The 14,941-nt window shown below is 46.2% G+C and carries 12 protein-coding genes; 9 read left to right on the forward strand and 3 right to left on the reverse strand.

Annotated elements, in window-relative coordinates; translation table 11 throughout:
- The first annotated feature begins 265 nt into the window (after positions 1–265).
- The 8 genes from R7P64_RS06920 to R7P64_RS06955 all read left to right on the forward strand — a co-directional run bounded on the left by R7P64_RS06920 (position 266) and on the right by R7P64_RS06955 (position 9,670).
- Complete coding sequence (locus tag R7P64_RS06920; protein ID WP_042522009.1) at positions 266–1,426, forward strand: ABC transporter substrate-binding protein; 1,161 nt, start codon at positions 266–268, stop codon at positions 1,424–1,426.
- Between the two features lie 9 nt (positions 1,427–1,435).
- Entirely contained in the window at positions 1,436–3,145 is a 1,710-nt protein-coding gene (locus R7P64_RS06925) for an ABC transporter permease (RefSeq protein WP_213969497.1), read from the forward strand.
- The gene (locus tag R7P64_RS06930) at positions 3,111–3,758 is read left to right on the forward strand and encodes an ATP-binding cassette domain-containing protein (RefSeq protein ID WP_065274385.1); all 648 of its coding nucleotides are present in this window, start codon (positions 3,111–3,113) and stop codon (positions 3,756–3,758) included. Before R7P64_RS06925 ends, R7P64_RS06930 begins: the two co-directional genes overlap by 35 nt.
- On the forward strand, positions 3,751–4,362 hold the full coding sequence (locus tag R7P64_RS06935; protein ID WP_005386693.1) for a CDP-alcohol phosphatidyltransferase family protein: 612 nt from the start codon (positions 3,751–3,753) through the stop codon (positions 4,360–4,362). Before R7P64_RS06930 ends, R7P64_RS06935 begins: the two co-directional genes overlap by 8 nt.
- 123 nt (positions 4,363–4,485) lie before the next feature.
- Complete coding sequence (locus R7P64_RS06940) at positions 4,486–4,965, forward strand: glycine zipper 2TM domain-containing protein (protein WP_005386695.1); 480 nt, start codon at positions 4,486–4,488, stop codon at positions 4,963–4,965.
- A gap of 202 nt (positions 4,966–5,167) precedes the next feature.
- The gene (gene norR, locus R7P64_RS06945; protein ID WP_213969496.1) at positions 5,168–6,697 is read left to right on the forward strand and encodes a nitric oxide reductase transcriptional regulator NorR; all 1,530 of its coding nucleotides are present in this window, start codon (positions 5,168–5,170) and stop codon (positions 6,695–6,697) included.
- A gap of 174 nt (positions 6,698–6,871) precedes the next feature.
- Entirely contained in the window at positions 6,872–8,533 is a 1,662-nt protein-coding gene (gene hcp / locus R7P64_RS06950; protein ID WP_213969495.1) for a hydroxylamine reductase, read from the forward strand.
- Between the two features lie 81 nt (positions 8,534–8,614).
- Positions 8,615–9,670, forward strand: a complete 1,056-nt coding sequence (locus R7P64_RS06955) for a hybrid-cluster NAD(P)-dependent oxidoreductase (RefSeq protein ID WP_213973306.1) — start codon at positions 8,615–8,617, stop codon at positions 9,668–9,670.
- Positions 9,671–9,760: 90 nt separating this feature from the next.
- Here R7P64_RS06955 and R7P64_RS06960 read toward each other — a convergent pair whose 3' ends face one another.
- The 3 genes from R7P64_RS06960 to R7P64_RS06970 all read right to left on the reverse strand — a co-directional run bounded on the left by R7P64_RS06960 (position 9,761) and on the right by R7P64_RS06970 (position 12,870).
- Complete coding sequence (locus R7P64_RS06960; RefSeq protein WP_005462366.1) at positions 9,761–10,693, reverse strand: class I SAM-dependent methyltransferase; 933 nt, start codon at positions 10,691–10,693, stop codon at positions 9,761–9,763.
- A gap of 31 nt (positions 10,694–10,724) precedes the next feature.
- Complete coding sequence (locus R7P64_RS06965; RefSeq protein ID WP_104978990.1) at positions 10,725–11,417, reverse strand: TIGR01621 family pseudouridine synthase; 693 nt, start codon at positions 11,415–11,417, stop codon at positions 10,725–10,727.
- An 82-nt stretch (positions 11,418–11,499) separates the two neighbouring features.
- Positions 11,500–12,870, reverse strand: a complete 1,371-nt coding sequence (locus R7P64_RS06970; RefSeq protein WP_042522154.1) for a sodium-dependent transporter — start codon at positions 12,868–12,870, stop codon at positions 11,500–11,502.
- Between the two features lie 430 nt (positions 12,871–13,300).
- On the opposite strand from R7P64_RS06970, the gene cls reads away from it, so the two are divergent.
- Positions 13,301–14,755 carry a cardiolipin synthase gene (cls, locus tag R7P64_RS06975; protein ID WP_213973308.1) on the forward strand — a complete coding sequence of 485 codons (1,455 nt, stop codon included), beginning with the start codon at positions 13,301–13,303 and terminating at the stop codon, positions 14,753–14,755.
- Positions 14,756–14,941 lie beyond the last annotated feature (186 nt).

A 14,941-nucleotide genomic window follows, 5' to 3' on the forward strand; every position in this document is an offset into this window, starting at 1 on the left:
TTCATATCTCTGGGGACAATAATTTTCAATTACTTGAAAGAATATCCTCAAACAAACGGTCCGCTCCTAAAATGACACCAAATTTGTCCTTTATTCGTTTTGCTTCACATTGAGAGTAATTCTTTGAATCAATGAGTGATTCCGTTTGGGATTGGCATTGATAATAGAGAGAGATGAATTACTATCCTTGTAACAGAGCGGAACGACTTGCGAAAACGTCAATAGAAACGAAAGCAAGAACCAAAAGACATAACACGGAATAGATATGAAAAAGCTACTCAGCAGCATTGGCATTTTAGCCACGACTTTTGCGACACCTTCTTTTGCCGATTCATCAGTGAATAGCGAATGGCAAAAAATCGAACAGCAAGCCGACGGGCAATCCGTCTACTTTCATGCTTGGGGCGGGAGCCAAGAAATTAATCGCTACATACAGTGGGCGAGTAGAGAGCTAAAATCACGTTATAACGTGACGCTAAACCACGTTAAAGTAACGGATATTTCTGAGACCACTACTCGACTTATTGCAGAAAAAGCGGCAGGCAAAAACAGCGGTGGTAGTGTTGATATGGTTTGGATCAATGGCGAAAACTTCAAATCAATGAAGGATAACCAATTGCTATTTGGTCCTTTTGTCGAAGGTTTGCCAAGCTGGCAATATGTGGATAAATCTCTACCAATTGATGTGGACTTCTCCGAGCCAACAGAAGGTCTAGAAGCACCTTGGGGAGTAGGACAATTAGTGTTTATCCATGACGAGCAAACCCTCCATAACCCTCCAAAATCATTCGCAGAAATGCTGAGCTATGCAAAAGCGTTCCCGAATCGCCTGACTTACCCTCGACCACCAGAGTTTCATGGCACAAGCTTTATCAAAGCATTACTCATTGAACTGTCTAACAACGCCCCTGAGCTGCAACAACCAGTTACCGATGACACGTTTGAGCAAGTCACTCAACCGCTGTGGTCTTATCTAGATGAATTCCATAAAGTCGCTTGGCGCGGTGGTAAGCAGTTTCCAGGCGGTACAGCAGAAACCCTTCAGCTACTAGATGATGGTCAGACTGACCTGGCGATTACCTTTAACCCGAACGCGGTTTTCTCTGCGCAGTCGAGCGGTAATCTTGCAGAGAGCACCAAAGCGTACGCAATGGACGCAGGAGCACTCTCAAATATCCACTTTTTAGCGATTCCTTGGAACGCAAATGCCAGTGCTGGTGCACAAGTTGCGATAAACTTTTTATTGAGCCCTGAAGCACAGTCTCGCAAAGGTAACCTAAACATCTGGGGCGACCCTTCAGTACTAAGCAACCAATATCTAACTGGTTCGGCCAAAAACACTCAACAATTCAAATCTATCGCTGAGCCACATCCAAGTTGGCAAGCTGCGTTGGAAAAAGAATGGTTGAAACGCTACGGGAATTAGTAAGAATCCATGTTAAGAGCGCTGTATTTAGTCATTATCGCAGTTTGTATTTTGCCTACCATTCCGGGACTACTTGGAGTGGCGGTTTCTGCGCTCGGTTATGTACCTCCTATCGGTCTACACCACTTTTCTTTTGATGGCTTCAATGCCGTCTTTGATTGGGAAGGTGTTTGGACATCCATCGGGCTTACTTTCTACTCCGCCATTTTCAGTAGCTACTTGGCTTGCTTCATCACGTTTGCCATTCTACAGGCGTCTTGGGGCAGCAAGTTTTGGCGAAAAATTGAAGTTAGCCTTTCCCCACTTCTCGCGATGCCGCACGTCGCGTTTGCAATTGGCTTTGCGTTCTTGTTTGCCCCAACTGGTATGGGCGTTCGTGTTCTCAACCAACTGTTTGGTTACGACCCGAATGCACAAACGGTGAATGACTTAGCATTGTTGATTAAAGACCCACATGCACTCGGTTTGGTCATCATGCTTGCGATTAAAGAAGTGCCGTTTTTATTGTTGATGAGCATTCCGATCCTTCAGCAATTGAAAGTCGATAAGGTTGAAAAAGTCAGTCACTCGATGGGCTACAGTTCCGCGCAAACGTGGTGGAAATGCGTATTTCCGCAATGGTTAGCAAAACTTCGTTTCCCAATGCTGGCGGTATTGGCTTACAGTTTGTCCGTTGTCGATGTCGCCCTGATTATTGGCCCTACCAACCCACCGACGTTTGCGGTTTTGGTATGGCAATGGTTTAACGATCCAGATTTATCGCTCCTACCAAGAGCTGCCGCTGGCGCAGTAATACTGTTTGCGATCGCTAGCCTTTTGATTGGATTTGCACGCTTAATGGAATGGTGTATTACCAAAGGCTTCAAACGCTGGCAGTACTCTGGTCGAAACGGGTTTCGTTTACCCGGTAAAACCCTATTTTCACTGATTGCTCTACTTGCACTTCTAATGATTCCACTCATGGTGCTGTGGAGCTTTGCCCAACGTTGGCGCTTTCCAGATTTGCTCCCAAGCCGTTACAGCCTGCGTTTTTGGGAATACGAATGGCACAGCATTCTAGGGACTCTAGAACAAAGTATGTCAATCGCCCTGATCAGCGCGACTGTCACTCTAGTTCTTGCTTTAATAGCACATGAGTATCGTCTCCGTTATCGCTGGCAGGTGCCCGGTTACATCATCGCCATCCCGATGCTGATTCCTCAATTATCGGTGCTATTCGGTATGCAAGTAGTGACGCTGTACTTAAACAGTAATGCGTATTTCTTTTGGGTATGTTGGGCGCATGTATTCTTTGCGTTCCCATTTATTTACCTCTCGCTAGACGGTCCGTGGCGCAGCTTCGATAACGGCTTAACTCGCGTCGCACTCAGCTTGGGTAAATCACCGATGCAAGCTTGGTTAAAAGTGAAACTGCCAATCCTCCTACCTGCGATTGCATTCGCATGGGCGGTTGGGATTAGCGTAAGTCTGGCGCAATACCTACCGACATTGGTGCTAGGGGCTGGGCGCATTAGCACCATCACAACCGAAGCCGTTGCACTATCCAGTGGTTTTGACCGACGTGTCACCGCTATTTACGCCATTTGGCAAGCTCTGCTGCCATTCTTGTTCTTTTCTTTTGCGATACTGCTTAGCCACTTGCACAGGAAGTATCGCCGCTTGTCTATAAAAGGTTTACTACTGAATGAGTCTTTGTCTCGAAAACCTCGCCATCCGTAAAACCAATGGCGACGCGCTTTTTTCAGCGTTCAACATGACCGTAGAAAAAGGTGAAATCGTTACCCTGATGGGGCCTAGCGGTTGTGGTAAATCCACTTTGTTGGATGCCATTGCCGGGCACCTATCCGCCGAGTTCAACTACTCTGGATCCATTACGCTTGATAACGAAAAGTTGGATGCCCTCCCTGCCCATAAGCGTCAGGTCGGTATTCTATTCCAAGAAGATTTGCTCTTCCCTCATTTAACGGTGTGGGAGAACCTTGCCTTCGCGCTACCAAACTCAATCAAAGGTGAAGAGCGTAAAGCTCACGCTATGCAAGCACTGAAGAACATTTCATTGACCAAACTAGCAGAGTCCTTTCCTGACCAAATTTCGGGAGGGCAACGTGCCCGTATCTCATTGACTCGTATGCTGCTAGCAAAGCCAAAAGTTGCGCTACTTGATGAGCCCTATAGCAAGCTGGATAAAGACCTGCGCGTGCAATTTCGCAATTGGGTGGTCGAACAATTGCAGCAAGCGAACATCCCTACTTTGATGGTAACGCACGATGAAGACGATATTCCTGATGGCAGCAGCTGCCTAAACTGGCCGTGGGAGACAAATCATGCTTGATAGCCTGAGTATAAAGCTCATCCGCAAACCGCTGGCACTCAGTGCGACATATATCGATAAATGTGGCATCACCGCAAATCAGACGACAGTATTTGGTTTTGTGCTTGGCTGTTTTGCCCTGCCTGCTTTGATCGCCGAACAGTACTTGTTGGCGTTGCTGTTTATTTTGCTGAACAGAATCTGTGATGGGTTAGACGGTGCACTGGCAAGGATTCAAGGCATTACCGATGCGGGTGGTTTTCTTGATATCAGCTTAGATTTTTTGTTCTATTCGTTGATTCCTTTTGGCTTTGTGCTTGCCAACCCAGAGCACAATGCCGTTGCAGGCGCATTTTTGATTTTTTCCTTCATCGGCACTGGTAGTAGCTTTTTAGCTTTTGCCATCATGGCAGGAAAACAAGGCATCGATAATCCGGTATATAAAAACAAATCGCTTTACTACATGAGCGGCTTAACCGAAGGTACAGAAACCATTGGCTGTTTGGTTTTATTTTGTTTGCTACCGCAACACTTTGCCGTCATCGCGTATATCTTTGGCGCGGCATGCTGGTTTACAACTTTTACACGTATTTATTCAGGGTTTCATACGCTTAACGATCATTAATACTGCTTAGACAATCGCGTTTTCTTAAGGGATAGGCCGCTAAGCCACTGTTTTATAAAGCACCAAAACGCAGGTTAAATTGGGGTATATACTCTTTGAATGAAGAAACCATTCGGAGGCTATATGAAAAAACAGATCAATTTAGGCATGTTGCTCACCATTACTTGTGCGCTCGTGCTTGGCGGCTGTAGCTCACCTAACCCGTACGGAGATGCATACGGCTCATCCGACACTCGCAAAGTTCAGCAGGTTTATTACGGCACAGTTGAAAAAGTAGAACCCGTAACCATTGATGCCTCTACCCAATCCAATGCCATTGGCACCATCGCTGGTGCTGCCGTGGGGGGGATCTTAGGCTCAAAAGTTGGGGGCGGTTCTGGCTCGGATATCGCTGCCATTGGTGGTGGTCTATTGGGTGGCTATGCAGGCAGCAAAGCGGCTGAAGCAACCGCGAAACGAAATGGCGTGAATCTGACCATTCGTTTAGAGGACGGAAAGATCATCTCTATTGTTCAAGAAGCAAATCCAAACATGATTTTCCAACCAGGCCAAGCGGTCCAAATCAATGTTTCTGGTAATGACGCTAGAGTCGTTCCTCGTTAATTCGGACGAACCAAACCTTTGGCCTGCTTTAATTCAAACACCTAACCCGCGCAAGCTCACATCACTGGCTTGTTAACTTGCGCGTTTCTTTTCGTATCAAACTTGATCGTCGTCAATGGAACATCAATCTCCCACACCTTTCGATGTTCAAATGACATCAAGTTGCTAGCATGAGCCCATTCCAGATAACTTTGGGCTTGTTATGACTCCGACTGTTGACCACGTACTCCTTAATATCGCGCTAAACCTCAGCTCAAATCGCTCTCACGAGCAGCAATATCAAAATCTCATTGATGGGGTCGCGCAAGTATTCCCATGTGATGCGAGCTGCCTGTTTATCTTCGATGAGGATGGTTTTCTAACTCCTGTCGCGGTAAAAGGCTTATCCAGCTCGGTCTTAGGTCGTCGCTATTTCCCCAAGGCGCACCCTCGCTTAGATGCCATTATTCATAGCCGTGAACCGGTGCGTTTCGATGCCGATTGTTCACTGCCGGATCCTTTCGACGGCACACTATTAACTGAAGACCAATGCATTGATGTTCACGATTGCATGGGCTTTAGCTTGTATGTCGAAGGCCAACTTGTTGGCGCACTAACGATGGATGCACTAACGGTGGGCGCGTTTGATAGCATCGATCCTGTCGCTATCGAAACCTTTGCGGCTTTGACCGCTGCGACATTGCGTAACATTGCTCAGTTAAAAGCGCTCAAAGCGCAAAACCAGAAGCAAAAAAGCGTCACTCAAACCCTTATCCAGCAAGCCCGCTCTCAACATGGCGAAATGGTAGGTTTGAGTCCACAGATCAACCAGTTACGAAACAACATTGCGACTGTTGCTCAATCAGATTACGCAGTACTTATCACAGGAGAGACCGGTACTGGTAAAGAACTGGTCGCGCACTCGGTACACGCGCAATCTCATCGTAGCGATAAGCCGATGATTTACGTCAACTGTGCGGCCCTGCCTGAAGGTCTGGCTGAGAGTGAACTGTTTGGCCATGTCAAAGGCGCATTTACAGGTGCTAATAGCCACCGTGCCGGTAAGTTTGAACTGGCAGACGGTGGAACGATTTTCCTTGATGAAGTGGGCGAACTGCCTATGATTTTGCAAGCAAAATTGCTGCGCGTAATTCAGCAAGGCGAGCTGCAACGTGTGGGTAGCGATCAGCATTTGATGGTCAATGTGCGCATCATCGCCGCGACCAATCGACAATTAGAAAAAGAGGTCGAAGCTGGCACGTTTCGAGCAGACCTTTTCCACCGTTTAAACGTGTTCCCAATCCAAGTTCCCCCACTGCGTGCCCGTGACGGGGATATTCCCGTTTTAGCAGGATACCTGTTAGAAAAAGTACGCCAACAATTTAATGCGCCCAATCTGCACGTTCACCCTAAAGTGTTGACTCAACTGGAGTCTTTACCTTGGTACGGAAACGTACGCGAGCTCGAACACACTTTAACTCGCGCGGCTTTACACGCTATTCAACAAGGTGCAAGCACGATCATGCTTAACCATTTTGACACCTCATTGGCTCTCGATGATGTAAAAAACACATCGCATTATTTACCCAAAGAAAGCCAACCAATGCGAGAGCTAATAGAAAGCTATCAACGTGATTTAATTGAACATGCTTTGAGCCAAACTGGTGGCGTTTGGGCAAAAGCAGCGGAGTTTTTACAAATGGATCGCGGGAACTTATATCGGATGGGTAAAAAGCTCGGGATCAATAAATAACCGACCACAAGAAGCTGATGTAATTAAGACATCATTTACGTTGTCTTAATTACATCACTCGCCCTATCAAAAACAAATAAAATCATTAAAAATCAACAAGATAATAATTGGCACGTATTCTGCTCTCTAGTGGTCAACATCACGAATATTAAAACAATCACTGGAGAACCCAATATGTTCTGTATTCAATGCGAACAGACAATTCAAACCCCTGCTGTTAAAGGTTGTTCTTTTGCACAAGGCATGTGTGGTAAAACTTCTGAAGTATCTGACCTTCAAGACGTGTTGGTTTACACACTGCAAGGGGTTTCTTTTTGGGCATCAAAAGCACTTGAATTCAACACCATTAACGATCAAATCAACCAATGGGCACCAAAGGCATTTTTCTCTACATTGACGAACGTAAACTTTGACCCTGAACGTGTCCTAGAGCTAACTTCTCAAGCGGCAACGTACAAAGCATTGTTAAAAGAGCAAGTAATGTCTGCTGCGACTTTGTCAAACACCAACCTTACTGACATTCCTGCCGTTGCCAACTTCGAGCTACCAAACAGCGCAGAAGCGATCTTAGCTTTTGCTCCTCAAGTCGCGGTTAACCGTGGTAAGGACCAAGTACATGAAGATGTTATTGGCCTACGCCTACTTTGCCTATACGGCCTTAAGGGTGCCGCAGCATACATGGAGCACGCACGCGTTCTTGAGCAAACCAACAACGATATATATGCCGAATACCATGAAATAATGGCGTGGTTGGGCACCGATCCTGAAGATCTTGGCGAACTACTTGATTGCTCAATGCGTATTGGCCTGATGAACTACAAAGTGATGGAAATGCTCGACCAAGGCGAAACAACGACCTTCGGCCATCCAGAACCAACCACGGTGAACGTCAAACCAGTAAAAGGCAAATGTATTCTTGTCTCTGGCCATGATTTGCATGACCTAGAAAAAATCCTGCAACAAACCGAAGGCAAAGGCATCAACGTTTACACCAACGGTGAAATGCTGCCTGCACACGGCTACCCAGAGCTGAAGAAATACCCTCATCTTGTCGGTAACTACGGCAGCGCATGGCAAAACCAGCAGAAAGAATTCGCAAACTTCCCTGGCGCAATCGTAATGACGTCAAACTGTTTGTTGAATCCAAATGTGGGTCAATACGCAGACCGTTTATTCACTCGTAGTATTGTTGGCTGGCCTGGTGTAGCTCACATCGAAGGCGATGATTTTAGCCAAGTGATTGAATGTGCTCTAGCGCAAGACGGCTTCCAACACGATGAAATCGAACACCACATCACGGTTGGTTTTGGTCGCAATGCACTGATGAACGCCGCCCCTGCGGTTATCGACCAAGTGAAGCAAGGCAACATCAAACACTTCTTCCTAGTCGGCGGTTGTGATGGTGATAAAGCGGAACGCAGCTACTACACCGATTTTACGGCTGAAGCGCCAGAAGATACGCTAATCCTGACCTTGGCGTGTGGTAAGTTCCGCTTCAACAAGAATACGTTCGGAGATATCAACGGCATCCCTCGCCTATTGGATGTGGGCCAATGTAACGATGCTTACTCTGCAATCCAGCTTGCACTTGCACTGGCGAAAGAGTTTGACTGTGACATCAATGAGCTACCACTCACGCTTGTGCTTTCTTGGTTCGAGCAAAAAGCGATCGTTATCTTGCTAACGCTATTTGCATTGGGCGTGAAAGGCATTTACACAGGCCCTACTGCACCGGCATTCCTAACGCCAAACCTAATCGCCATCATCCAAGAGAAGTTCGATATGCGCAGTATTGGCAATGTTCAGGATGATCTAAAAGCCATCCTAGCAGCTTAATAAACCTGCTTGTTACGCGCCTCCTTACGTGGAGGCGCTATCTATTTCGAACTAAAAATAGCCACAACCAAAGAGATTGTTATGTTTTTTGAATGGCAAGGTAACCAACCCGTCACACTCCGTTGCATCGACAAATACTTCGAAACACACGACACCGTCAGCATCAAATTGGCCGAACTAACCGAATCACTTCTGTTTCAGTTTAAGCCTGGCCAGTTTATTAACTTGGGCGTCGAAATTGATGGAAAAATGGAGTTTCGTGCCTATTCAATCAGCTCGATCAATGAAGACGATCACCTTCAACTCACCATCAAACGAGTATCTGGCGGTAAAGTATCGAACTACATCGTTGACTCGCTGCTGCTTGGTGATACCGTTCAAGCATTACCACCAGCGGGCGAGTTTAACTGCATTGACCACCCACCCGTTTTACGTAATGGCGAAACAAAAGCCTTGCTTATCAGTGCAGGTTGCGGCGTCACGCCCGTATTTTCGATGGCAAAACACTGGCTGAATAATCAAGATGAAAACGACAACGATGTGGACATCGCATTTCTTCATATCGCACGCAGCCCAGAAGAGACGATTTACTACGATCAGCTAGAAACGTTCGACGCTGTGTATCCCAACTTCCATTTAAAGCTGTTGCTGAAAAACCGCGAAGGAACGTCACACCCACAAGGTCGTTTGAATGCCGACTGGCTTAAAGAGCTTGTTCCTGATTTCAAACAGCGCACCGTTTACCTGTGTGGTCCAAGCCAGTTTATGCAAGATGTTCACGGCTATTTGAATGACCTTGGTTTTGACATGACGAACTTCTACCAAGAGAGTTTTACGCCAGCGACTGGCGCAGAAACATCGGTCTCCGATGAAGTTGTTCGTGTTTCTGTTCCTGACTTTGCTCAAACCATCGATGCGCAAAAAGGTCAGGTACTGGCCGATGTGCTTGAAGGCGCAGGTTTACCATTAATCGTCGCTTGTCGTAGCGGCATTTGTGGCTCGTGCAAATGCAAGGTTCGTCAAGGCAGCGTCTCTTCCACCAGCCTAGAAACATTAACGCCAGAAGAAATTGAACAAGGCTATGTGCTCGCCTGCTCATCAACCATCGAAGCGGATCTTGAACTGCAGATTGGTTAATTTTCCAAATACAAAAAAGCGCCGCGATACGTCTGTCTAGTTGTTTCGCGGCGCTTTTTTTGATGTTACTTCTGTTGCAACAAAAGTCTTTTAGCTAAATAACAACACTTTCAATGCAGCTTCGCTGTCTACGTCCATAAACTCTGGTGGGTTATCCAGACGCTCACGGAATGTCAACTCTGGCGCTTCTTCTTTCATGCTTTCAATCAAGAAGTCGCTTGTCACAGATGGCGAGTTCACACATGCCATCACTTGACCGCCTTCTGCCAACAAATCCGGCAATCGACGTAGAATCTTTTTGTAATCTTTCGTCAGCGCAAAGCTGCCTTTCTGGAATGAAGGCGGATCGATGATAATCAAGTCATACTGACCAGATTTTTTAATCTTACCCCACGATTTAAAGATATCGTGCCCCATAAAGCTTACCTGGTTGATGTTATGACCATTTAGCTTGTGGTTCTCACGACCTTTAGACAGCGACGCTTTTGCCATGTCGACGTTAACCACTTTATCTGCGCCACCCGCAATGGCAGCGACAGAAAAGCCACACGTGTAAGCAAACAAGTTGAGCACGTTTTTATGCTTCGCATTTTCGCGAACCCAATCACGACCGTAGCGCATGTCCAAAAACAGACCGAAGTTTTGGTTGCGGCCAATATCCAATTGGTATTTCAAGCCGCTTTCTTCAACGACAGGGCGAGCGTCTAATTCACCGACAAGCACTTCTGAAGGCGCACCATCGGCATAACGGTGCTGAAGAACCATGGTGCGACCTTGCTTGTCTGCCCACAGTTGTGATTGTGCCAACGCATTCAGGCCGCTTTTCAGCTCAGCGAGAAACGCGTCGTCGACTTCTTTAAACAAGTTGATGATCAACTGACCTTGTAACCAGTCACAGGTGATTTGCTCTAGACCTTCAAAACGACGGCCACGACCGTGAAACAGTCGACGAATTTCATTCGGAGCTTGCGCGAGCTCGGTTTCTAGATGCTGAAAAAACAGCGGAAGTTGTGATGCTTGCATCGAGTTCTCTTATTAGTTTTCTTTGTGACGGTTATTTGATCGTAGGCCAGTTCAGTTCCCAAGGGGAAAGCCAAGTATCCAAACCCTGAGAGACGATTTCACTGTGCCATTTGTTACCAAGCACTTTGTATTCTCGTGGATCGCAAACAAAGCGACATTGCTCATCTCGGTATTGGAAGCAAAGTGAAAATGCATGCAGATAACCGCGATCAGCCTCATTGCCTGCATTGTAAATCGGGTCGCCAACAATGCCTGAGCCAACCGATTTTAATGCCACGCGGATTTGATGCGTTTTACCAGTGTGTGGCTTACATAAAAATAGGCGCTCTCCGGGCTCTGCCGCAAGAGAGAAAAACTGGGTGACGGCTGGGTTATTTTTGCTGTTGACCAGCTTCCATGATGAACGGCGCGAACGCTCCATATCACCAACGACCAAACCTTGTTTCTTTTTCGGCTTTTTAGAGCCAATCGCTAGGTAGAACTTTTCTACTTGGCGGTCAGCGAAGGCTTGCGATAACGCACTGGCCGCTTTGGCGTTGCGTCCGAGGAGCAGAATACCCGATGTCATTTTATCCAAGCGATGGATAAGATAGAGCTGCTGATCACCACTCTGCTTAGCCACTTCTTGCAGCAGCATTGTGTCGCCATCGTCTTTATGAACAGAGACGTTGGGATGCTTATTGATGATCAGAAAATCGGGATGGGTATGTAGAATATCGAACATAAAAAACTGGCTCCACGTTTGGAGCCAGCAGTATACATAAGTTATCGGACAAAGCTATCGAGGCTTGCCCCCAAGGTCTTTGCTAAAGCTTCTTCGAGAAAATGCCAGCAAGACCAATGATTGCGATACCCAGCAGCATGATTTCACCTTTGCCACTGTCAAAGCCAGACTTAATCCCCATGAAGGCAACAATAGCAATCGCAACAGGAATCAGGTATTTAACTAGGTTGTACCACAATCCAAATAGCGGGAAGGATACTTCGCCGTCATTAGTGATCTCTTTTTCTAGCTCAGCACGGCTTAGGCGCCATCCAGCAAAGATACAAACCAACATACCACCAACCGCTAGGAAGATTTTGTCCGTTAGCAAGTCGAAGATATCAAAGGCACCGGTACCAAACAGCGTTGGTCCCATTCCACCTAACGATAGTGACGCAAAAATACATAATGCCGCCATAACTGCGCTTGCAGACAGAACTGCGTTAGAGCGCTTCATGCCTTTCTCGTCGATTAGGTAAGACACGACAACTTCCAATAGTGATACTGAAGAAGTTAATGCCGCCACCGTCAAACCGATGAAAAATAGCAACGCGAATAGCAACCCAATCACTCCGCCCATTTCAGCAAATAGCTGAGGAACGACAACGAATACAAGACCAGGGCCTGCTGCAGGCTCCATGCCAAAGGCAAACATTGCTGGGAACATAGCAACACCAGCAAGAATCGCGACACCTGTATCCATCGCAGTAACCATACCGGTTGTTTGAACTAGGTTCTCTTTCTTCTTCAGGTAAGAACCGTACGTCATCATACAACCCATACCTAAGCTAAGTGAGAAGAACGCCTGCCCTAGTGCAGCAAGAACTACGTTGCTGTCGACTTTAGAAAAGTCCGGCATGAATAAGAACTCAAGGCCCGCCATTGCACCTGGCAGCATCAAGCCTTTAACAGAAACAACGATTAGGATTAAGAACAGAAGCGGCATCAGAACCTTACCAGCTTTCTCAATACCACCCGAGATCCCTTTCATCACAATCATGACGTTAAGGAACAGGTAAACACCCATCCACATTAAAGGTTGAATCGGATCTGAGATGAAACCGCCAAAGCTGTCGCCAATTGCTTCTGGCGCGCTGAGTAGACCACCACCCACTTTAAAGATGTAGGCCAATGCCCAACCACCAACCACAGGGTAGAAGCCCATGATCAAAAGACCACTGAAGACTCCCATAACGCCAGTGAACGTCCAGCGTCGGTCAGTTGTTTTGAATGCACCTACGGCAGAAAGACCTGTCTTACGACCAATAGCGAACTCTGTCAGCATCACGCTAAAGCCGATAAAAATTACAAAGATAAGATAGATAGCAACGAATGCACCGCCGCCACTCTCACCTGCTGTGTAAGGGAATTTCCATATATTGCCTAAACCGACAGCGGAACCCGCTGCTGCCATTACGAAGCCTAGTTTAGACCCCCACGTATCACGTGGTGCTGCTGTATTAGTTGTAGCCACGCTTTTTCTCCAAAATTAGTTTGTTGTGTATGCATAGAGATAGGCGTCTAAAAAGTTTATGTAAAAATTATTGTACACTTATAAAATAAGCGTTCGACGCACTATGTCTAGAAAGTAAAGCAGCTCCCCTTTAAAATTGGAACCCCAAAAAAGTACATTTATCGCACAAGTGTCGAGTTACGCAGGTTAAATGCTGCTTTTTTGTTCAAAAGTTAAAGAATGACCTTATTTTTCACATTAAAATAACAGAATCAGCTGTTATGAAATTCGTTCCTCATATAAGGTCAATCCCATGTCTAAATGGGAAATCTATTCCCCCAACCCACTTTTATGCTTAATATCCTAGAAGGGCATATTACTCTGAGCGTATATGGACAAGTTTTATCACTTTCTTACTTTAGCTGGCATCGGGCTATATTGGTTATTGGTCGCAGGTGTGACCATTCGTGTCGTTTTAAAGCGCCGTGCAGTGAGCGTGTCTTTAGCTTGGCTAATGATCATTTATATCCTTCCCGTTCTGGGTGTCGCGTGTTATTTCCTCTTCGGTGAACTGAACTTAGGCAGAAAACGGGCCGAACGCGCAAAAGAGATGTTTACACCATTCGAGAAGTGGTTCAGTCAGCTTAACGACTGTAACGCGCACAACCCAGAAACGATGGGAAGGCACATCTACCGAATTGATGAACTATGTAACAACCGCCTTGGTCTTCCCGCATTGAGCGGTAATACATTGTCGCTGCAACAGTCACCTAATGAGATTTTGCATTCCATTATTGAAGACATCGAAAACGCGCAGAGCAGTATTCGAATGGTATTCTACATTTGGCATCCAGGTGGTTTGGCTGACTCTGTCGCTTCTGCACTTATCCGAGCGGCTAAACGCGGCGTAAATGTCAAGCTATTGCTCGATTCAGCAGGTAGCCCGCGTTTTTTCAGAAGTCCTTGGTATCGAATGATGCAGGATGCTGGAATTGAAGTTATTCAAGCGTTAGAAGTGAAGATGTGGCGTATTTTCTTACGTCGTCTTGATCTTCGCCAGCATCGCAAGATCATCGTAATTGATGATGAAATTGCTTATACAGGTTCAATGAACTTGGTTGACCCGGCTTACTTCAAGCAAAATAGTGGCGTTGGGCATTGGGTGGATATCATGGTTCGTATTACAGGACCAACGGTAAACGTATTGAGTGCCATCCACTGTTGGGATTGGGAAGTCGAAACTGGCGAACGTCATTTACCAAGACTACCTGAATGCAAGATCGATGAGAGTGAATTCCAACACCCTATTCAGGTTGTGCCTTCTGGCCCAGGTATGCCGGAATATCTGATCTATCAAGTATTAACATTGGCAATAAACCAAGCCAATCGCTCGGTACGAATCACAACACCATATTTCGTGCCCAATGCTGATTTACTCGAAACGTTAAAGATGACAGCACAACGAGGCATTGACGTTGAACTCGTTATTCCACATAAAAATGACTCTATGATGGTGCAATGGGCGTCACGCGCTTTTTATAGTGAGCTCTTGAGTTCAGGGGTCAAGATTTATGAGTTTTATGGTGGTTTGCTGCATACAAAATCTGTCGTAATTGACGACCAATTCTGTTTAGTTGGCACCGTAAACATGGATATGCGCAGCTTGTGGCTGAACTTCGAAGTGACCCTCGCCGTTGACGACGAAGAGTTCACCAAGCAAATGTCTTGGTTACAAGATAGCTATATTAAGCAATCTCACACTGTTGTATTGGAAGAATGGGAGAAAAGGAGCCTATTTTCTCGGTTCTTAGAGCGAGTGTTCTATCTCTTCAATCCACTCCTCTAATACCTCAAATACACAGGCTAAAAAAACCTCCAGCGCTACATGCATCCTGCTGGAGGTTTGTTCTTTTAGCTCCCTATCTACACGAAACCTCTCGACATCATTACCTTTCATCTTGGCTGTTATTGGCTGATAGTTGACTTTTCCCTTGCATAACCTACGTCGTCCATGTTTTAAATATTCCAAACC

This window comes from Vibrio sp. 2304 (assembly GCF_033339475.1).
Lineage (GTDB): Bacteria > Pseudomonadota > Gammaproteobacteria > Enterobacterales > Vibrionaceae > Vibrio > Vibrio alginolyticus.